The organism is Mycobacterium sp. pR1184 (assembly GCF_041287235.1).
Classification (GTDB): domain Bacteria; phylum Actinomycetota; class Actinomycetes; order Mycobacteriales; family Mycobacteriaceae; genus Mycobacterium.
In genome coordinates, this window is the sequence record NZ_JBGGKR010000007.1 from 75229 (window position 1) to 94638 (window position 19410).

18 protein-coding genes and 1 pseudogene are annotated in these 19410 nt (G+C 64.4%); 6 read left to right on the forward strand and 13 right to left on the reverse strand.

The genetic code is table 11. The annotated features are described in order from the left end of the window. The first annotated feature begins 1 nt into the window (after window position 1). Genes ACAG21_RS14135 through ACAG21_RS14145 form a run of 3 tightly spaced genes read left to right on the forward strand, consistent with a single transcriptional unit; the run spans window position 2 to window position 2937 of the window. Window positions 2–1474 carry an MCE family protein gene (locus ACAG21_RS14135; protein ID WP_370496984.1) on the forward strand — a complete coding sequence of 491 codons (1473 nt, stop codon included), beginning with the start codon at window positions 2–4 and terminating at the stop codon, window positions 1472–1474. Continuing rightward, complete coding sequence (locus ACAG21_RS14140) at window positions 1438–2187, forward strand: Mce protein (RefSeq protein WP_370496724.1); 750 nt, start codon at window positions 1438–1440, stop codon at window positions 2185–2187. Before ACAG21_RS14135 ends, ACAG21_RS14140 begins: the two co-directional genes overlap by 37 nt. 48 nt (window positions 2188–2235) lie before the next feature. Further along, window positions 2236–2937 (forward strand): hypothetical protein, encoded by a 702-nt coding sequence (locus ACAG21_RS14145; RefSeq protein ID WP_370496725.1) that lies wholly within the window; start codon window positions 2236–2238, stop codon window positions 2935–2937. A gap of 163 nt (window positions 2938–3100) precedes the next feature. Here the strand turns inward: ACAG21_RS14145 and ACAG21_RS14150 are convergent, their stop codons facing one another. From ACAG21_RS14150 to ACAG21_RS14190, 9 genes and pseudogenes are all read right to left on the reverse strand, one after another. Beyond that, the gene (locus ACAG21_RS14150) at window positions 3101–4525 is read right to left on the reverse strand and encodes a wax ester/triacylglycerol synthase family O-acyltransferase (RefSeq protein ID WP_370496726.1); all 1425 of its coding nucleotides are present in this window, start codon (window positions 4523–4525) and stop codon (window positions 3101–3103) included. Window positions 4526–4784: 259 nt separating this feature from the next. Beyond that, window positions 4785–5393 carry an isochorismatase family protein gene (locus ACAG21_RS14155; protein ID WP_370496727.1) on the reverse strand — a complete coding sequence of 203 codons (609 nt, stop codon included), beginning with the start codon at window positions 5391–5393 and terminating at the stop codon, window positions 4785–4787. Window positions 5394–5396: 3 nt separating this feature from the next. Next, entirely contained in the window at window positions 5397–6572 is a 1176-nt protein-coding gene (locus tag ACAG21_RS14160; RefSeq protein WP_370496728.1) for a cytochrome P450, read from the reverse strand. A gap of 15 nt (window positions 6573–6587) precedes the next feature. After that, window positions 6588–7390 (reverse strand): annotated as a pseudogene (locus ACAG21_RS14165) (SDR family oxidoreductase). Window positions 7391–7395: 5 nt separating this feature from the next. After that, the gene (locus ACAG21_RS14170) at window positions 7396–8223 is read right to left on the reverse strand and encodes a mycofactocin-coupled SDR family oxidoreductase (RefSeq protein WP_370496729.1); all 828 of its coding nucleotides are present in this window, start codon (window positions 8221–8223) and stop codon (window positions 7396–7398) included. Window positions 8224–8383: 160 nt separating this feature from the next. Beyond that, the gene (locus ACAG21_RS14175) at window positions 8384–9163 is read right to left on the reverse strand and encodes an SDR family oxidoreductase (protein WP_370496730.1); all 780 of its coding nucleotides are present in this window, start codon (window positions 9161–9163) and stop codon (window positions 8384–8386) included. An 11-nt stretch (window positions 9164–9174) separates the two neighbouring features. Then, on the reverse strand, window positions 9175–10266 hold the full coding sequence (locus tag ACAG21_RS14180; RefSeq protein WP_370496731.1) for an acyl-CoA dehydrogenase family protein: 1092 nt from the start codon (window positions 10264–10266) through the stop codon (window positions 9175–9177). Beyond that, a complete protein-coding gene (locus tag ACAG21_RS14185) occupies window positions 10263–11411 on the reverse strand; it encodes an acyl-CoA dehydrogenase family protein (protein WP_370496732.1) in 1149 nt (382 codons plus the stop codon). The genes ACAG21_RS14180 and ACAG21_RS14185 overlap by 4 nt, the downstream gene beginning before the upstream one ends. An 8-nt stretch (window positions 11412–11419) precedes the next feature. Then, window positions 11420–12277 carry an SDR family oxidoreductase gene (locus ACAG21_RS14190; RefSeq protein WP_370496733.1) on the reverse strand — a complete coding sequence of 286 codons (858 nt, stop codon included), beginning with the start codon at window positions 12275–12277 and terminating at the stop codon, window positions 11420–11422. Between the two features lie 113 nt (window positions 12278–12390). On the opposite strand from ACAG21_RS14190, the gene ACAG21_RS14195 reads away from it, so the two are divergent. From ACAG21_RS14195 to ACAG21_RS14205, 3 genes are read left to right on the forward strand one after another with little or no spacing between them, the layout of a single operon-like run. Continuing rightward, window positions 12391–13608, forward strand: a complete 1218-nt coding sequence (locus ACAG21_RS14195; RefSeq protein ID WP_370496735.1) for a Zn-ribbon domain-containing OB-fold protein — start codon at window positions 12391–12393, stop codon at window positions 13606–13608. Then, on the forward strand, window positions 13605–14765 hold the full coding sequence (locus ACAG21_RS14200; protein ID WP_370496737.1) for a thiolase family protein: 1161 nt from the start codon (window positions 13605–13607) through the stop codon (window positions 14763–14765). The genes ACAG21_RS14195 and ACAG21_RS14200 overlap by 4 nt, the downstream gene beginning before the upstream one ends. An 11-nt stretch (window positions 14766–14776) precedes the next feature. Continuing rightward, on the forward strand, window positions 14777–15586 hold the full coding sequence (locus tag ACAG21_RS14205; RefSeq protein ID WP_370496739.1) for an enoyl-CoA hydratase/isomerase family protein: 810 nt from the start codon (window positions 14777–14779) through the stop codon (window positions 15584–15586). A 3-nt stretch (window positions 15587–15589) separates the two neighbouring features. On the opposite strand, the gene ACAG21_RS14210 is transcribed toward ACAG21_RS14205, so the two are convergent. The 4 genes from ACAG21_RS14210 to ACAG21_RS14225 all read right to left on the reverse strand — a co-directional run bounded on the left by ACAG21_RS14210 (window position 15590) and on the right by ACAG21_RS14225 (window position 19368). Next, window positions 15590–16426, reverse strand: a complete 837-nt coding sequence (locus ACAG21_RS14210; RefSeq protein WP_370496740.1) for a PaaI family thioesterase — start codon at window positions 16424–16426, stop codon at window positions 15590–15592. Further along, window positions 16423–17163, reverse strand: coding sequence for a FadR/GntR family transcriptional regulator (locus ACAG21_RS14215; RefSeq protein ID WP_370496741.1), 741 nt, complete (start codon window positions 17161–17163; stop codon window positions 16423–16425). The genes ACAG21_RS14210 and ACAG21_RS14215 overlap by 4 nt, the downstream gene beginning before the upstream one ends. A 105-nt stretch (window positions 17164–17268) precedes the next feature. Further along, window positions 17269–18411, reverse strand: coding sequence for an acyl-CoA dehydrogenase family protein (locus ACAG21_RS14220; protein WP_370496742.1), 1143 nt, complete (start codon window positions 18409–18411; stop codon window positions 17269–17271). Window positions 18412–18417: 6 nt separating this feature from the next. Then, a complete protein-coding gene (locus tag ACAG21_RS14225; RefSeq protein ID WP_370496985.1) occupies window positions 18418–19368 on the reverse strand; it encodes an acyl-CoA dehydrogenase family protein in 951 nt (316 codons plus the stop codon). Window positions 19369–19410: the final 42 nt, after the last annotated feature.

A 19410-nucleotide genomic window follows, 5' to 3' on the forward strand; every position in this document is an offset into this window, starting at 1 on the left:
CATCGTGCTGACTAGACGGGTAAAGATCCAGTTGGCGGTTTTCGCGGTGCTCAGCCTCAGCGCCGCCACCATCATGTTCTTCGCCTTCATGCAAGTACCTAGCGTGTTCTTCGGAGTGGACCGCTACACAGTGACGCTCCAGCTGCCCCAAGCAGGCGGTCTCTATGAAGGCGGCAACGTAACGTATCGGGGCGTCGAGATCGGTCGGGTGCAGGCAGTGCACCTTACTAACAGCGGCGTCGAGGCTGTGTTGCAATTGAATTCGGATGTCAAGGTCCCTGCGGACCTCGGTGCCGAAGTGCACAGCGTCTCGGCCGTCGGTGAACAGTATGTGGAATTGCTACCCCGTAACGGGCAGGGGGCGTCGCTAAAAGACGGTGACACGATCACGGCCGACCGCACCTACGTCCCGCCAGATATCAACTCCCTGCTGGGGGCGACCAACCGGGGATTGACAGCGATCCCGCGTGACAACTTGAAAACGGTTGTCGACGAATCGTATGCGGCCGTCGGTGGTCTCGGTCCTGAACTGTCTCGGCTTGTGAGTGGGACGACAAACCTATCGATTGATGCCCGCAAGAATCTGGATGCGATCGTCGGTCTGATCGACAAATCGAAGCCGGTTCTCGACAGCCAGACCGACTCCGCGGACGCAGTTCAGGCGTGGGCCGCGCACCTGGCGACCATCACACACGAGTTGCGCGACAACGATTCTGCGGTGCGCGGCCTTCTCCAAAAGGGTAGTTCCGCAGCCGCTGAGGGCCGGGCATTGTTCGACCGGCTCAACCCCACCCTGCCTATCGTGTTGGCTAATCTGGTCAGTATCGGGCAGGTGGGCGTCACCTATCGGGACAATTTGGAATCGATCCTGGTAGAGCTGCCCCAAGGCGCGGCCGACATCCTGGCCGTCGGCGTGCCGAACAAGAACACCAAACAGGCGTACAACGGCGCATTCCTCAGCTTCAACCTCAACCTCAACTGGCCGCCGGTGTGTAGCACCGGATTCCTGCCGGCCCAGCAACAGCGGTCAGCCAGCTATGAGGACTATCCGGATTCTCCAAAAGGAGACTTTTACTGCCGGGTGCCCCAAGACTCCATGCTCAATGTGCGTGGGGCCCACAACTATCCGTGCGAAACCCGTCCCGGCAAGCGGGCGCCGACGGTGAAACTGTGCGAAAGCGACCAGACCTACGTCCCCCTCAACGACGGCTTCAACTGGAAGGGGGATCCCAACGCGACGTATACCGGTCAAGGTATCCCGCAGTTCGCACCCGGCGAGGAGCCACCCGGGCAGACACCGCCACGATCGCCACCGGGACCCTTGCCACCGCCGATTGCCGCAGTCCAATACGACCCGGCCACAGGCATGTACATGGGACCGGATGGGCGCATGTATACCCAAGGCGACCTCGCCCGCGGCAGCACAAAGGAGCAAACATGGCAAAGCATGCTGGTGCCACCCAAGAGGAACTAAGCACCATGGAACCGCCCGGAACAAACGCCGACTCCTCAGGGAGTGCTGACGAGAGCTCATCACCACCACTCGGCGTCACCGAGAACGGCGAAAGCCCGGCGGCGGCACCCGTTGCCGGCACGGCGGTGCGGGAGGGCCAAAGCGAGGAACTGGGTTCTCCCACAGACTCTCGTGATGAGGAGCACGATTCGTGCCCCGGCAACGCCGGCGATCCGTCGGCCAAGAAACTCAGATCGCCAGTGCGGATGGCGGTGATCCTGGGGTTGACTGCGTTTGTCGCCGTGGGCGCGCTGGCCGGGTGGTTCGGCTATCGGATACATCAGTCGCGCCAGGCTCAGCACCAGCGCGATCTGCTCGTCCAGGTTGCCAGGCAAGGAGCGCTGAACCTGACCACAATCGACTACCACCATGCCGAAGCCGACATGCAGCGCATCTTGGACTCGGCGACCGGCAGCTTCTACGACGACTTCTCCCACCGGTCAAAGCCATTCATCGAGGTGGTGCAGAAGGCTCAGTCGACATCGGTAGGAACCATTACCGAAGCGGGTCTGGAATCCCAATCCGGCGGGGAGGCCCAAGTACTCGTCGCGGTATCGGTGAAGACCGCCAATCTCGGTGCCGCCGAACAAGACCCGAGACACTGGCGGATGCGCATCACCGTGCAAAAAGTCGGAAACGATGAAAAAGTCTCCAATGTCGTATTTGTCCCCTGATCGGGATGCCGGCAACGAATTGAGAAACCCAGCAAAGGAACGATCGCAGTGCGGCTGAAAACCGATTCCACCCCAGAGCAGGACAGCATGACGGTCATCGAGGACAAGTCTGAGCAACCCACCGTCGAGGCCAACCACGCCGACGACTGCGGTGACGATACCGAGACGGTCGAGACCGATCTGATCGGCGGAGCACACGACGAAGCTTCCGAGCAGTCTGAACCGCACGACGCCGAAGACGTCGAACCGACGCCACGCACACGACGGATCCGGTGGGCGAAGGTGGTTGCTTTCGGGTTCCTGCCCGTGTTGGTGTTGCTGGGCGCGGCGGCTGCGGGGTACCTCAAGTGGAAAGACGCCTGGACCCGAGAATCTGCAGTCGCCGCGATGGAATCCGTTGCCGCAGCCAAGGATTCCACCGTTGCCGTACTGTCCTACCAGCCCGACAGCGTAGAGAAAGACCTGAACGGCGGCCGTGAGCGACTAACCGGCAAATTCAAAGACTCCTACACCCAGTTGATTCACGACGTCGTGATCCCGGGCGCCAAAAGAGACCACATCTCGGCGGTCGCCACCGTGCCCGCCGCCTCCGTAGTGTCAGCCGACCCTACCCACGCGGTCGCTCTGGTGTATGTGGACCAGACTGTGTCAGTGGGCAATGACGCACCGACCGACACCGCATCCGCTGTCCGAGTCACGCTGGAGAAGATCGGTAACCGCTGGCTGATCTCCGCGTTTGATCCCATCTAGACATCGGCCGAGCGAAGATCGTCAATGGCACGAAATCCGGTTAGTTGCAGGCTTATCGGTGCGGGGCATTGCGGTCAGCCCAACACCGGTAGTCGGCGTTCGGCGGCCAGGTTGTCCAGGTGGGAAGCTTGAATCCTCCCCGTGCCGCTGTCGGCCGCGGTGGCTAACCGCAGGCTCCGGTGTCGTTCATCGCTGTGTCGACCGTTGCGAGATCGCCCGGCAGCCCCGCAGCACAGCGAATTTCGCTGAGCGCGTGGACCATCGCCTCGGTGACCTCGTGGGTGTCACCCAGGGTTCGGTCGTCCGACAAAACCGAGATGTTGAGCTGGTCGACATAGCTCCATACGGTGATGTTCACCGCGGTGCCGAAGGTGAGCGGGCCCACCGAGTAGAACTCGGTGACCTCGACGCCGGCGAACCGGCGCCGCTGTCGCGGGCCCGGCACGTTGGACACCGAGACGTTGTAGAGGTTGTTGTGAGCGTCACGCTGAGCCAGCCGGCGCATCACAGGACCGAAGATGGCCGGCGGCACATAGCTGAGCCATCTGCCGGGCAACGGCGGCCCGAGCAGTTCGTGTCTTTCCTTGGCCTCGGTGGCAGCCGCGCGGGTGAGCCGCACCCGCTCGATGGGGTCGGCGATGTGGACGGGCAGGCTCAACGTCACTCCGGCAAGTGCGTTGCCGCTGATTCTGTCCGTGGACGGGTCGGTGCTGACCGGCACGGAGACGACGATGGGGTCGTCAGCCGATCCGTCGTAATGCCGTAGCAATTGGCGCAGCGCGCCAGCGGTCATCGCGAGGATGAGGTCGTTGATGGTTACACCCAGGTGCTTGCTCGTCTCCTTGATATCGGCCAGCGAAATGGTTGTCGTGGCGAAAGTCCGCTGCGGCGCAACCACGTGGTTGAGGAAAGTGGGCCGCGGTTTGCGGGCCGGTGCGTGTTCGGCGTTGCTTGATTTGTGGCGGCGCAAACGTTTGATGCCAGCTGCGGTATCCCTGACCAGGTAGGGGATCTGGCGGAACTGACTGATGTGGTCGCGTCCGGCTTCAAGCAGTAGTTGTCGGCGTGACGGCAAGGCGCATTCGTCGACGATCTGTTCGACGCTGCGGGGTATGTCGCTATCGGCAGCCTTGGCCATGAGATTCGCGACGGCGGCACCATCGGCGAGGGCATGGTGGACTTTGCCGATCACCGCGCACTTGCCGTCTGCCAGCCCGTCAGCGAAGTGGATCTCCCACAGCGGGCGGCGGCGATCAAGCTGCTCAGAGGCGATTCTGCCGATCAGCTCGTTTAATTCACGCCGGCCCCCCGGAGGGGGTACATGCGCAGCGCGGACGTGGTAGTCGATGTCGACGCGGCAGTTCTCGATCCACATCGGGCGGTGGAGTTTGAAAGGAATGTCGACGAGTCGATAACGCAGCGGGTCGAATGCCGCGGCCCGCTCTGCCATAGTGCGCCGAAAGTCTGCAACGGTAAAGGCGCGACCGGTCGCGGATGCGTCGATCACCGCGATCTTGAGCGTGTGCATCTGCACGTTGGGTGTCTCGCTGTATAGAAGCAGTGCGTCCCAGCCGTTCAGCCGTTTCATAGGCCATTCTTTCCCAAATTATCTAAACATCAAACTATTAATTCGTTTTTTCGAGCTGTGGTTAGTCGGCCGGACCGCTCGGCAATTGGACGTCTCGATAGTTGGCGGGCCTGTCGACTGGGTGGAAGGTTGTCGGTGTGCCCAGGCCGCACCGAAGGCTGCGTGCTTCACACTGAGGTGACCACTTGCGAACCGCAAATTCGTTTCACACCCGGTGCCACCACGACGCGCTCACTGTTCAGAATCGAACTTCGATCGCTCAGCCGTTGCCGGCGGCCCATTCTCCGATGAGGTCGTCGACCGTGGTCAACCGGCCGAGCACAGCAATGGTGTTGTCCAGCACCTGATCCCCGTATTCGGGCGGTGTGCCCGCAACGGCGTCGCGTGGGACGACGAGTTCGAAGCCGGCCTGAGTGATATGCCCGGCCGAGATCGGCAGCGCGAGGTTCAACGACACCCCCGCGAGAACGATCGTCTGCACGCCGAGGCCACGAAGGACCGGCAACAGCTCGGAATCCATGGTAGGGAACAGGCCATGGTGGCGCGGCAGCACCAAGTCGGTCGGCGCGAAAAGCTCAGGAAGAACTCGAGTTTCATGGGAACCGGGCGTCCACGCCGCGGTTGCTGGTCCCAGCAGCCGCCAAATCCGTGCGGTGCCCGGGTGGCCGCCGCCCAGCGTGCCTTCATAGGTGGCATGGACGACCCTGAAACCGGATGTCCGCGCTGCGTCGAGGAGCCGGCGGAGCTTCTCGACGAGTCCCGCGCTGTCAGCGGCGAGCTGTGGAAGTACCGATTCGGGTCCGAGTACGCCGTTCTGGCACTCGACGCACACCACTGCGACGGTGTGGAATGTGTTTGCGGCGGCCACCACTCAATACCTCAGCAACAGCGAGCCGAGGGCGAAAGTGTTTGCCGGAAAGACGATCTCGGGCTCGCAGCCCGGGGCCACCTCGAATTCGGGTACCCGCTTGAGCCATTCCTCGACGATCAGGGTGAGCTCTATCCTGGCCAAGTGGGATCCGAGGCACCGGTGCGGGCCACCGCCGAATCCCCAGTGCGGATGGACCTTTCCATCCATCACCACGTGGTTCGCCGAGATCTCGTCAGTGTCGTCGCGATTGATCGCCGCCAGACACAGGCGCACCTTTGTGTCCGCCGGAAACGTCACGCCGCCGATCGTCACTTCCTGAGTGGTCACGCGCGGCACGATCGGGGCGGGCGGCTCCAGTCTGACCATCTCCTCGACGAAGACTCGGATCTCCTCCGGGTTCTCCCGCAGTGCCCGCCGAAGCTGGGGGTTGCGCGCCAATTCCAGCAGGGCGAAGCCCATCGACGCGGTGACCGTGTCGAGGCCAGCGAGGACGAAGAGGAAGCTCAGCCCGATCGCTTCGGCGTCGTCGAGTGGGTCATCACCGGTGAGCACCTGTGATAGCAGGTCGTTTCCCGGATTCTGGCGGCGCTCATTGATCGCCTCAGAGACGTAGGTGACCAGTTCAAGTGCGGGGGTTAGGTCGGCGCCCTCCATCGACGGCAGCTCCGACAGCGCGATCACGTTGTCTTTCCAGGCGATCAGGCGGTCGCGATCCTGCAGTGGCAGGCCGAACAACGTGAGGAACACCTGCGACGGGTAGGGGATCGCGATGTCGGCCATGACGTCGCATTCCTTCTGCGCTACAGCCGCTTCGACGATGGAGATCGCCTGCTGCTGCAGCGACGGCAGCAAGTCTTTGAGCGTGTGCGGACTGAAGAACGGCTGCAGGATCTTGCGGAATCGGGTGTGCTCGGGCGGGTCGAATGAGATGGGAACCAGCGGCAATGGGCTGCCCAGCTCGTCGAACGCCTTCTTCGACGAGAACGTGCCTGGATCTCGCAGCGCCGCCAGGACATCCTCGCGTCGGGTCAGGTAGTACCACCCGTCCATGTACACCACGGGTCCGGCGTCGCGCACCGCCTTCCAGCCCGCTCCCCGGTCGGTGGCCATCGGCAATTTCGCCCATTCGAGTTCAGCCACGCCTGCGATTGTTCGTTCCTGCTGGTCGGTGCTCATGGTTGTCCCCCATCCTCAGAACGCCGAACGGTGCAGTCCACCGTCGACCTCGATCCACGCCCCGGTAACGTAACCTGCGGTCTCCGAACACAAATACGCGATGAGTGACGCGATTTCGCGCGGTTTGCCCATCCGTGCCGCGGGAACGCGGGCCTGCGTGAGCATGAAGTCGCGGCGCTGCTGCTCATCGGCGAGGCCCACGTTCTTCTCGAGATAGGCGATCGCGTTGTCGGTCTCGATCCACCCCGGAGCGACGGTGTTGACCGTGACCCCGTAACGGGCGTACTCGTCGGACACCGTTTTGAGCAATCCGATCGTCGAGGGTCTGGTGGCGTTGGCGACCACATGGTGGATGTTTCCGGTCGGCTCCTTGGCGGTCCCGGAACCGATGTGCACGAAGCGTCCCACCCCGCTTCCTGCATCCCGGGAAGGACCGCGCGGAGCAGGAAAACCTGGCTCATCGTGTACGCCTCGAACGATTCACGATAGACGTTCAGATCTTCAATGTCGGCAAAGTCGCCGGGGCGCTGGTAGATGGCTTGCCCGATGACGATCAGTGGCGAGCCGAACTCGTTGCCGACCTGCCGGATCGCGTCATCGAGCGCCTCGGGCTCGCAGACGTCCGCGCACACGCCTATGGCCGTCCCCTTCTCGCGCCGGATCGCCTGCACGGCGCTATCGACGGCGGCCTTCGTTCTTGCCAGCACGGAAACCCGGCACCCTTCGGCCGCGAGCATCCGTGCGACCTCGAAACCGATGCCCTTGCTCCCACCGACGACCAGCGCCGACTTATCCCGAATCCCGTAGTCCACCAACATCGTCCCTAGCGGCGGACATCCATGCCGGCGTCGACCTTGAGCAGACTTCCGGTGAAGGACCGGCCCAGATCGGAGATCAGGAACAGAATGGCGTTGCTGACGTCTTTGGGCTCGATCATCGGGAAGTCGGGCAGCGCCGTCTGCATCGCGTTCGCCAGGTGCGGGTACGCTTCAATGACCTTGAACAGCGCGGGGTTCTCGGTCACCATGGGCGTGACACAGTTGGTCGGGGCGACGGCATTCACTCGGATCCGGTCGGCTGCAAGCAAATTCGCATACGCGCGCACCAAGCCGGTGATCGCCAGTTTCGCCATGGTGTAGGCGTCGGAGCCGCCGCGGCCGTCGGTCATGTCGAGTAACGCCGCCATCGAACTGGTCGCGACGATGTTGCCCCCCTCGCCGCGTTCCTTCATGTGGGGGATGGCGACCTGGAAGGTGTTCCAGACCCCGATTTGCATGATGTCGATTCCGACCCGCAACGCCTCGGAGGCGTCCACCTCATCGACATTGGTGAGGATGACACCCGCGTTGGCGATCACCGTGTCGATGTAGCCGAACTGTTGTACCCCGGTGTCGAAGGCCGCCTGCAGCGCTTCTTTGTCCCGCACATCGGCCTGCGCTATAAGCATTTGCTGGCCGGTCTTTTCGACGAGCCGGGCCGTTTCCTCCAGGTCTTCGAGGGTGCCGAGCTTGTAGGGCACGACATCGAGGTCGTGGCAGATGTCCACACCGACGATGTTCGCGCCCTCCTCGGCGAACGTGACGGCATGTGACCGTCCCTGTCCGCGGGCCGCGCCCGTTATGAAGACGACCCGACCGTCGAGTAAGGACATGAAGTGCTCCCTGGTTACCTTCGATTGAGTTGAATATGCTCACACCGTGTGCCACGGTGTGAGCCGCACCACCCAAGGATGCTACTCGCCCGGCCGCTAAACATACAACTATTTCAATAATTAGAGCGCGGTGGCCGGGAAATGCCGGGCACACGAGAAGTCAACGCGGAGTGAAGCGTTGTGCGCCGTCGAGGCGCATCACTTCGCCGTTGACGTACCCGTTGGTCAGCAGGAAGACCGCTGCGTCGGCGAACTCGGCAGGAGCCCCGAGGCGTTTGGGGAAGGGCACGTTCGCCGCGAACTTCGCGATTGCCTCTTCTCCGACCGACTCCATGATCGGCGTCTTCATCGTCCCGGGGGCGATCGTGTTCACCCGAATGGCGGCGGAGCTGAGGTCGCGCGCAGCGGCGATCGTCAATCCAATCACACCGGCTTTTGCTGCGGCGTAAGCAGTTTGACCGATCTGGCCCTCGTAACCGGCGATGGACGCCGTGAGCACCAAGGCGCCTCGCTCGCCGTCGGCCTGCGGTTCGGCGGTCGCCACCGAGGCGGCGACGAGCCGGGCGACGTTGTAGGTCCCGTTGAGATAGAGGTCGATTGTTTTGGTGAAGCCGGCAAAATCGGCCGGGCTGCCGTCGCGTTGCACGATACGTTGTGCGACGCCGAATCCCCCGTGTGCGACGACGGCGTACCGGAGTTGGCCGAGTTGGTTGGCCTGTTCGATCGCTTCCTTGACCGAGTCTTCGCTCGTCACGTCGGTACTGACGAAGGCCGCGCGTCCGCCCAACTCGTCAGCCAGCGCCTTGCCCTTATCTGCGGCCAGGTCCGCGATCACCACGCCGAGACCTTCGGCATGTAATCGCCGCACCGTGGCCTCGCCCAGGCCGCCCGCGCCTCCGCTGACTATCGCGGACACACCATTGAATTTCTCGACTGTCACTGATTCTCCCTTCAGGTTGACTGCACCGGTCGAAAATTGCCGATTACCAGGTCCCACGGGTCGGCGGCATCGAGGGCCATCCGTCCGAGGCGACGCGCGTAGCCGGCGGTCGTGCCGTAGTCGTTGCTCCAGCTCTGGGCGCGCAGTGTCACGGCCGATAACGGATGTTCGGCCGTGACACCGATCGCGCCGTGAAGTTGGTGGGCGATGGTCGTGACCGGTGTGACGGCCCGTCCGACAGCCACGCGTGCGACGGCAACCGCGAACTCGGTTTCGCGACAACTGAACCCATATTCGGCGGCCGCCGCGACGGCAAGCGTGGCGGCGGCTCTAGCGCGTTCGATCTCGCCGGCCATGGCGGCAAGCGCATGCTGGACGGACTGAAACTTGCTCAGGGGCCGGCCGAATTGGATTCGTTCCCGTGTGTGCGTCACCGACATCGCTGCCGCCGCATCGAGCGCACCAACAACCTGCACACAGCGACACCATGAGCCGCGCAGCGATAACTCGTCGGTGGCGGCTGGGTCGACGACAGCGAGCTCGTCGGCGGCCACGTTGAAGGTCAGTCGATCGCGTGGCTCTCCGGCCAGATTGTGGCTGTCGGCCAACTGGGCATCATGGATGTCGACGACGCCAACGCGCGCCTCGTCGGGGCTTCGCGCGAGCAGCAGCACGGCCGCACATGCGCGCGTCCACGGAACGTCGCTGGCCGTTCCGCAGACACGTCGCCCAGAAGCATCCGCGTCAGCGATCGCGACGGTGAGCGGTCCTGCCGGGAGTTCGATGCCCGCCAGGTTGCCGAGCCAGCCTGCCAGCGCGTCGGTTTCGGCCAGCGGGACAGCACCCGCGTGCCGGGCGATGCCCGATAATGTAATGGCAAGTTCAGGCGGACCCGCGCCCAAGTCCGCAGTGCTCGTCAACCGCGCCAGCCCCGTGTCCTCGAGGTTGCGCCACAACTCCGCGTCGAACTGCTCGGGGATTCTGCGCTGACCGATCCGGGCGTCGAACGATCGCCGCCCGATGTCGTCGACCAGCTGCCGCAGCTCGGTATATTCGTCATCGGCGGTGTCGGTGCCGAACACGCCGCTCGAAAACGTCATCACCGCAGCCCCATTCCGCGTGCGACGACACCGCGCAACACCTCGTTTGTGCCACCGCGCAAGGTGAACACCGGCTTGTGCAGCGCGGCGGTGGTCATCAGCGCCGCCAGTTCCGGTGTCACCGCTGTCCGGTCGAGCACGTCGGTGATCACGTCGATGGACTCCTGCTCGAACCGCGTGCCCAGATCCTTGACCAGCGCCGCCTGATTGGCCGCATTCTTGTTCTCACTGAGCATGCGTGCCACCCAGACCGACAGCTGTCGCAACGAAATCAGCCGTCCCAGAAGGTCGCCGACGATGCCGGCGGTGGTGTCGTCGGTGCCTCCGGAGCTGCTCAACAGCCGGATCGCCGCCACGATCAGCGGTGCGGTCGACAGGATCCGTTCGGGCCCGCTGCGCTCGAAGGACAATTCCGCGGTCACCTGGTGCCATCCTTGGCCGACCTCGCCCAGCACGTCGCCGTCCGGTACGAAGACATCCTCGAAGGCGACTTCGTTGAAATGATGGTCGCCGTTCATCAACAGGATCGGCTCGATCCGCACGCCCTCGGCGTCACAGGGAACCAGGAACTGACTGAAGCCGTCGTGCCGTCGTTGCGGGTCAGGCGGACTCGTCCTGGCGAGCACCACAACCTGGTGCGCGTGATGTGCCCCGCTGGTCCAGACCTTGGTCCCGGTGAGCAGCCAGCCACCGGCGGTCTTGGTCGCCCTGGTCTGTACGGCCGCGAGGTCGGAGCCGGCACCGTGTTCGCTCATGCCGATGCAGGAGTAGAAAGTTCCGGCAGCGATGCGCGGCAGCAGCCGCTCGCGCTGCTCCTCGCTGCCATAGGCCAACAACCCCGGAACGACCTGTCGGTCGGCGACCCAGTGCGCGGCGATCGGGGCACCCGCCGCCAGCAATTCCTCGGTCACCACGTAGCGATGGAGGTGGGTCAAACCCCGTCCGCCGTACTTCTCCGGAATGATCAGCCCGACAAGGCCTGCCGCACCGAGGCGTGCACTGAATCCCTCGTCCCACTGCCCGAGCCAGGAGTCGATGTCAGGCGCCCAGCCGTATTCCGACTGGTCGGCCTGCAGGAACTCCCGGACTGATGCACGAAGCTTGGCGAGGTCGGGTTCGTTGGCGCGCAGCGCGTCGAATTGAATCACGGCTCAACCTAAACCGTGGGTAACGGCGTGGACGGCAAATAGAAGTTCGGCGTCAGATCATTCTCGTGGGCGGCGAGTCGATAGCCGGCGAAGTCGTCAATACCTTCCTCGCGCAGCACTTCCTCGTCGGTGTAGAAGTGGCCGCTGCAATCGGCGGGCCGGGTGATCAAGGCGTGCAGAGCGTCGGCCATGATTCGGGGGTCGCGAGCCTGCGCCCGAACGGCGTCGCCCATCGCGACGATCATCCCGGTGCTGGCCACCGTGACCGCGGGCCACAGTGAGTTCACCGCGATGGGCACCGACGCGAATTCCGCGGCCCAGCCCAGCGTTAACAGACTTTCGGCGTACTTGCCGACCGTATGGCCGACGTGTGCCCCAACCCAGCGTGGCTCCAGATCCACCGGAGGGGAGACGTTGACGATGTGGGCGTTGTCGGACCGCCGCAGGTATGGCAGCGCCGCTTGCACCACCGAAAAGGGCCCTTCGACGTTGATCTCCAGCAGACGGCGGAAGTTCTTCGGAGGCAGCGTCGACGTAAGGCGCAGGTCCAGTGCGCCCGCATTGTTGACCACGGCGTCGATCCCGCCGAACGCCTCTGCCGCTTTTGCCACGGCCGCTACCACCGCCTCCGGATCACGGACGTCGCAGACGACCGGCAGTGGCCGGCCGCCGGCTTCGCGAACCGCGTCAGCCGACTCGCGCAGGGTGCCGGGCAGCTTGGCGTTGGGGGCATCGGTCTTCGCCAGTAGGGCAACCGCGGCGCCGTCGGCAGCGGCTCGCACCGCCATCGCGCGGCCGATCCCACGGCTCGCACCGGTCACCACCAGCACCCGGTCCTTGAGCGTGCGAGAACCCGACCTGTCCACCGTCTTGCGCTCCTCTCACCCCGTGGGCGCGGACCCAGCACCCGAATGCTATAACTATATATCGCATTCAAAGGACGACCGCGGCGGCCCCGCCGCACAGGAGCTGAGGCACCATGACCCACGTCATCTCGATCGGCACTTATGTGCCGCCGTGGTCCAAGGGCGACCGCCGGGTCAAGGGACCCGACGAGGACGCGCTCACCATGGCAGTGGCGGCTGGCCGGGCTGCCGACCCTGATGCTGTTGCCCGACGTGTGGTCCTGGTCTCGCGCGACTTTCCGCTCATCGAAGGCGGCAACGGTGCAGTCCTGCTGGCGGCACTGTCATTACCGGCTAATACGCCGATCGCGGAGGTGCTGGGCGGTGCGCCTGCGGTCTTGGACCAGATCGTGACGGCACCGCCCGGCACGCTGGTGATCGCGGCCGACGACAACAGCGCGGCGGTGGGCGCGGCTGCTGTGTTGACCGGTGACGGCGAACCCACTTTGACCGCGGTCGGACGTCAGACGCGGAGCCTGCCACTGCTGGCCCGCGGCGACGATGGCAAGCGTCATTCCTACGCCGACCCGCGCCTACAGCGTGAAGTGGGAATCCGGGGCACCCTGAGCCGCCTCGAGTTGACCGGCGCCCCCGTCGTGGCCGCGGTGGCCGGCGTGGCCGCCGCGCAACTTGGTCGTGGTGTCGACACGAAAGCGGCCGTGGAGGACCCTCAGGCGTCAGCCGCGGCAGTCATCAACGTGATCGCCGCGGCGATCGAGAGCGGCACCTCCGGCCTGGTGTTCGCGGCGGAACAGGCGACGATGAGCGTCGCGGAACTCAGCAGTGCCACCGGGCTGCGCGTTGTCCGCGATGAGGCGCCCGCGCGTGAGCTTCCCGCCAGTCGGGTCGCCGAGGGGGTTGGCATCCCCATCTCCCTGCCGGCGTACAGTCGCGCATTCGAGCCCAAGATTCGTTGGGAAGCAGCCATATTCGACGAACGGCCCGGGATCGATTCGGCGCCGCAGTTCCCGCCCCGCGTCCGCGTCGACAACTCCGGCGCCCTCGCCACCGAATACCGGCTGGAGCCGCTGCCGCGAACGGGCACCGTCTACACCCACACGACCATCCGGATCCCGGTACCCGATCTGCCCAGCCCCTACTCACTGGCCGTCGTGCAACTCGACGACAGCCCGGTTCGGGTGCTGATGAAGGTGACCGGGGTTCCCGCGGGCGAAACGACGATCGGCGATTCCGGTGCGGTGGTGTTGCGACGAATCGCCACCCGCGCAGGCATACCCGATTACGGCTACGCGTTCTGGCCCGGCCGTAGCGAGGAAGGAGTTCTGGCATGAGGAACGTCGCCATCGTGGGTGCCGGCATGACCCCGTTCGCCGAACATTTCGAACTCGGCATCAAGGACCTGGTGCCAATGGCCTACGCCGAAGCCGTCGGCAACGTCGACAAGGGCATCGAGAAGTCCGAGATCGAGGCGGCGTGGTTCGGAGAGCTCTCGACCACCGACGGCTTCCCGTCGGGAATCCTCGCCGATACCCTCGACCTCACCGACATACCTGTCACCCGCGTCGAGAATGCCTGTGCCACAGGCAATGACGCGATCCGCAACGGAACCATCGCCGTCGCGTCGGGCTTCTACGACGTGGTCCTCGTGGTGGGGGCGGACAAGGTGCGCGAGACCGCTTCCAACACCACCTTCTGGGACTGGGCGGCGATGACCCGCGACAACGCCTGGGACTACCCACTCGGTCTGGTGGCTCCGGCGAACTTCGCACTGCACGTCACCCGGTATCTGCACGAGTCGCCGGCGACCAAGGAACACATGGCCATGGTCGCGGTGAAGAACCACTTCCATGCGCTGAAGAATCCCAAAGCACAACTGCGCTACGAGATCAGCGTCGAGAAGGCGCTCGCCGCACCCATCGTGGTGGAACCGTTCGGCCTCTACGACTGCACACCCCAAAGCGACGGCGCGGCGGCGGTTATCTTGGCAGCCGAGGACGTAGTCGATCGCTACACGGACCGCCCGGTTTGGGTGCGCGGGGTCGGCATCGGGATGGATCGGGTGATGCATCAACACAAGCAGGACATGACCACCTTTCCGCCGACCGTGCGGGCGGCGAAGTCGGCCATGCGGATGGCGGGGCTCACACCGAGTGACATCGATGTGGCCGAGGTGCATGACTGCTTCACCGGGGTGGAACTGATCAGCTACGAGGACCTCGGCTTCGCCAGCCGGTTCGAGGCGTACAAGCTGGTCGAGGCCCGCGAGAACTATGTCGGCGGCTCGATCCCGATCAACCCCAGCGGCGGTTTGAAGGCCAAGGGGCACCCCCCGGGCGCCACCGGTGTGGCGCAGTGCTACGAACTGTTCAACCAGCTCCGCGGCCAGGCGGAGAACCAAGTCGACGGTGCCCGGGTTGCGCTGGCGCACAACATCGGTGGTCCAACCGCGGTGTCCGCGGTGACCATCCTTTCCAATAAGAAAGACTGACGGGACATCACATGACGACTTCCGACATCGCCACCCTCGCCGGCTACGAGCAGTTCGCCCCCTGGCTGTTGGTGGAGAAGCGCGGCAACGTCCACGTCGTGAGCATCAACCGGCCAGAGGCGCTCAACGCCGTCACCGAAGAGGTGCACCACGCGTTCGCCACCATCTGGAAGGTGCTCGACGCCGACAGTGACGTCAAGGCGGTCGTGACCACCGGCGTCGGCCAGGCGTTCTCGGCGGGTGGGGACATGGTGATGTTCGGCCGCCTCATCGAGGACGAGGTGGCCCGCGCGTTTCAGATCCACGAGGCCCGCACCGTCTTCCTCGAGGTCATCAACTTCCCGAAGCCCTTGGTGTCCGCGGTCAACGGGCCGGCGGTCGGGCTAGGTTGTTCGATCGCGCTGTTGTCCGACCTGCTGGTGATGGGGGAGAACAGCTACTTGGCCGACCCACACGTGGCCGTTGGGCTCACTGCCGGGGACGGCGGCGCAGCGATGCTGCCCTTGCTGATCGGCATGATGAAAGCCAAAGAGTATGTGTTGCTTGGCGATCGCATCACCGCGTCGATCGCGGAGAAGCTGAATCTGGTCACCAGGGTCGTCCCCGACGACGCGGTGCTCGAGGAGGCGCTGGCACTCGGCGAGCGGTTCGCCGCACTGCCGCCGCAGGCTCTGCGATCGTCGAAGGTGGCGCTGAACATGCACCTTGCCCGGGCTGCTCAAGGTGTCCTGGAGTACGCGCTCGCCGAGGAACTCACGTCGTTCTCGACCCCGGAGTTCAAGGAGCGAGTCGCCGCGTTCCGTGCCCGATCCAAGAAGTAGTCGCTAGCGGTAGGCGGTCACGCGCGCCATCACCGCGGGCTTGCCGTCGTCCCCGATCGCACGGGCGTCGGCGACGGCGGTGCCGCGTCCGACGCGCAGCGGCGCCGCTTCGTAGCGAGACTGGTCGCCGGCGTAGAAGGGACGCAGAAAGTTCACCCGGACCGACGCGGTCCGCATCGGCGCACCATCCGTGTTCACCGTCGCGGAAGCGGCCAATTCGAGTCCCGCCGAGGCGACTCCGCCGTTGATCACGCCGACGGCGTTGTTAAGGAACGGGTCTACGTGCTGGCGCAGGACCCGCCCAGCGTCGGCAGGCGGCATGGGCTCCACGGCCATCAGTTCTGCCAGAGAGGTGTTGTGACTCTTGGCCACCGTCTCGGCGGGCTCGCTCAGGTCGAGCGCGTCGGGCATGACGTAGTACGACCGCACGGTGCCCCCGCCGACTACTACGCCGTCGCAGGTCAGCGTGCACACCGAAAGCGCTGACGTGCTGTCGCGAGGGCCCAGCGGCCGCCCCGATGTGACGACGGGGGAAGCGCCGACGGCGGTCGCCCGGTCACTGCCCTCGGGGCTCAGTTCGATGGCCAATTCGGTGGACACCGTCCATTCGGCGTCGCGACACCGGAAGTGGTTGGACAATCCGCCGACCGCATCGATGAGCACGCCGAGTGGGCCGACGGTCGGTAGATCGGTGAAGGGGTTTCGCATGCCCGCGAGCGGCATCGACATCTCGACGACGGCGGATTCCTGATCCGCGATCAACACCTCGACACCGAATCGCCGAAGCAGGTGGATCGGCGTCTCGATGTCGTGGCCGGCGTCCCGGCTGACGTCTGTCATTCGAGAAGGTCTACGACGGTGGACAATTCGGAACCCGACAGCACGAATTCCTCCGCCTTCTGCAGGTGCTTTCTCCACAGTTCGCCGGCCTTCTCGGCGTCCCCCGCCTTGATCAGGTCCAACACCATGCGGTGTGTCTTCGCGGACCGGCGAACTGCCTGCTCCGCGCGAGCACCTTCGGTGGGCTGCAGGGAGCGATTCGCCTTCTCAACGATGTGATGCAGCATGTCGCTGACGATCTGCAAGGTCTTGTTGCCCGACAGCCGGGCAATAGCAGCGTGGAAGTCGGTCAGTTGCACCACCGCATCGCTGCCCGGTTTCAACTGTTCCTCGGCTTCGACGATCCGCTCCAACTCAGTGATCGCTTTTGCATTGCGCGTTTTGGCCAGCTGCACGACCATCGGCGTTTCGAGCGCGATTCGCGCGTCGTAGACGTCTTTGAGTGTTACTCCTTCGTACTCGAGAATGACTCCCGCATACCGGGCAAGCGTCTCGCGTCGTGGCCGGGTGACCCGCGCGCCGCCACGTACGCCGCGCTGCACGACGATGAGCGATTCCGACTCGAGGACACGGAATGCCTCGCGCAGCGTCGGCCGTGACACGCCGAACCGCTCCATGAGTTCTGACTCCGGGGGGAGCATCGTCCCTTCGGCGATCTCGCCGCGGATGAACATCCTGCGCAGGACGGTAGCCACGCGATCGGCCATCTTCGGCTCGCGAAGGCTGGTGACCTCCATGTCGAGACCCTCCACCGATAGTAGTAATTAACTAACTGTTTGTAGGTTAGCCGAACGGCCCTGCGTAAACCGCTAACGCGCTCACTGACGTGAGCAAGCTCATCGTCAAAAACCCATCGCGCGGCCCATCAAGTCCTTCATGATCTCGGTGGTGCCCGCATAAAGCCGCTGTACCCGTGAGTCGCGCCACAGCCGCGCCACCTCGTATTCGTTGATGTAGCCGTAGCCGCCGTGCAGCTGCAGGCACCGGTCGAGGATCTCCCACTGCACCTCGGAGGTCCACCATTTCAGGCCCGCCGCGTCGGCGTCGGAGAGGCTGCCCTCGTTGACGGCAAGCACGCACTGGTCGAGATATGTCTGTGCGGCATCGAGTTTGACCTGCATCTCGGCGATGAAGTGCCGGTTGACTTGAAACTTACCGATCGGCTGGCCGAAGGCCGTGCGCTCCAGCGCATAGGCCTTCGTGAGGTCGAGAGCCCGCCGCGCTGCGGGTAATGCGTAGCAGGCCACGCCGACTCGCTCGAAGGGCAGGTTGGACACCAGGTGATAGAAGCCGCGATTCAGTTCCCCGACCAGGTTCTCCTTGGGAACTCTGACGTTGTCGAAGAACAACTCCGCGGTGTCAGCGGAGAACTGCCCAATCTTGTCGAGTTTGCGGCCGCGGGTGAAACCCTCCATCCCGTCTTCGATCATCAGCAGGCTGATTCCTTTTCGCCCAGCCGCCGGATCGGTCTTCACAGCCGTGAGCACGAGCTTCGACAGCAGCCCGTTGCTGATGAACGTCTTCTGCCCGTTGACTATCCAGTGATCGCCCTCGTCGCGCGCGGTGGTCTTGATGCCGGCCAGGTCGGACCCCGCCGCCGGCTCGGACATCGCGATCGAGCCGATGTACTCCCCGGAAATGAACTTCGGCAGCCAGCGCGCTTTCTGTTCATCGGTGGTCAAGGTGTTGAGATACGGCATCAGGATGTCGTTCTGGACGCCGAGGCCGATGCCGACCGAGCCGGTCATGAACATCTCCTCGGAGATGATCTGATTGAACCTGAAGTCCTTCACACCGAGCCCGCCGTACTGCTCGTCGAACTCCCAGCCGATCAGACCGTGCTCGCCCGCGGCCAGCCACGCTTCACGGCTGACCTTGCCGTCGCGTTCCCACTTCTCCACATTGGGAACGCATTCCCGCTCGAAGAACTCGCGTGCGGTGGCGCGGAAGTCATCGTGTACTTCATCGAAAATGTTGCGGCGCATGGTTCCTCAGTCCAGGTTGATGATCGCGGGAAGTGCGCGCCCGGGCGCGTAGGTGTTGAACAGGCGGTCGGCCAGCAGCGACTCCAACTGTGCGTAGGAGCCGCACAACGCATCGATCTGAAAGCCGCGCTTCACGTAGCGATGGAGGTCATGTTCGGCGGTCAACCCGACGGCCCCGCACACCTGCAGGACGGCATCGGCGACGGCGCGGTGTGCCCGTCCTGCTGCCACCTTGGCGGCGTACGCCGACAACACCTCGCCGTACCGCCACGACTCCTCGAGAAGTGCCCGCGTGCCTTCCAATTTGGCCGCGGCGGCCGCTAGGGCATGGCGTGGGGACTGCAGAGACCCGATCGGCGAACCGAACTGGACGCGGACGCTGACGTGTTCGACGGCGAGGTGCAGGGCCTGATCCGCCAACGCCACGAGTTCGGTGGCCAGGCAGCGATGCGCCGCCGCGATCGCACGGCCCCACTCGGTTGACGCGTCGACGAGATCGCCGTCGGCGGCGCCTTCGACGCGAGTCCAGATCACCGTTTCGTCGAATGTGTCGAGTCGTTCGCCCCGCAGCTGATCGGCGTCGACGACGGCGATGGACACGGTTCCCATGGCAGCGGACATCGGAACCAGGACGCGGCCGCGCAGCGGGCCGAGCAGGATGCCCTTCACCTGGCCCTCGTTCGAACTGGGCGTGGAGCCGTGGGACAGAGCCGGCAACACGACGGCGTCGACCGGTGAGTCCACCAACGACGCCAGCTCGGCCAGCATGACGCGGTCCAGCGCGTCGGTCAGCGCCAGGGTCCGCCCTTGCGCCCGGAACAACAGCGCACATGCGTCTACCGGGTATTCGGACTCGATCTCCGACCAGCCGAGCTCCGCCAGCAGCGGATCGAGGGCGACGTGGTCTTGCTTGGCCGCGACTTCGTCAAACAGGCGGAACACCGCCTCTTCGATCATGGGCCACGATTCGTCGGTCGGATTTGCCCCTCGGGTGCGCAC

Excerpts from the sequence above, each read along its gene's own strand:
- ACAG21_RS14140 (WP_370496724.1), top strand. The coding sequence starts at position 1,438 with ATGGCAAAGCATGCTGGTGCCACCCAAGAGGAACTAAGCACCATGGAA.
- ACAG21_RS14150 (WP_370496726.1), bottom strand. The coding sequence starts at position 4,525 with ATGAAACGGCTGAACGGCTGGGACGCACTGCTTCTATACAGCGAGACA.
- ACAG21_RS14160 (WP_370496728.1), bottom strand. The coding sequence starts at position 6,572 with ATGAGCACCGACCAGCAGGAACGAACAATCGCAGGCGTGGCTGAACTC.
- ACAG21_RS14170 (WP_370496729.1), bottom strand. The coding sequence starts at position 8,223 with ATGTCCTTACTCGACGGTCGGGTCGTCTTCATAACGGGCGCGGCCCGC.
- ACAG21_RS14195 (WP_370496735.1), top strand. The coding sequence starts at position 12,391 with ATGACCCACGTCATCTCGATCGGCACTTATGTGCCGCCGTGGTCCAAG.
- ACAG21_RS14200 (WP_370496737.1), top strand. The coding sequence starts at position 13,605 with ATGAGGAACGTCGCCATCGTGGGTGCCGGCATGACCCCGTTCGCCGAA.
- ACAG21_RS14205 (WP_370496739.1), top strand. The coding sequence starts at position 14,777 with ATGACGACTTCCGACATCGCCACCCTCGCCGGCTACGAGCAGTTCGCC.
- ACAG21_RS14210 (WP_370496740.1), bottom strand. The coding sequence starts at position 16,426 with ATGACAGACGTCAGCCGGGACGCCGGCCACGACATCGAGACGCCGATC.
- ACAG21_RS14215 (WP_370496741.1), bottom strand. The coding sequence starts at position 17,163 with ATGGAGGTCACCAGCCTTCGCGAGCCGAAGATGGCCGATCGCGTGGCT.
- ACAG21_RS14220 (WP_370496742.1), bottom strand. The coding sequence starts at position 18,411 with ATGCGCCGCAACATTTTCGATGAAGTACACGATGACTTCCGCGCCACC.
- ACAG21_RS14225 (WP_370496985.1), bottom strand. The coding sequence starts at position 19,368 with ATGATCGAAGAGGCGGTGTTCCGCCTGTTTGACGAAGTCGCGGCCAAG.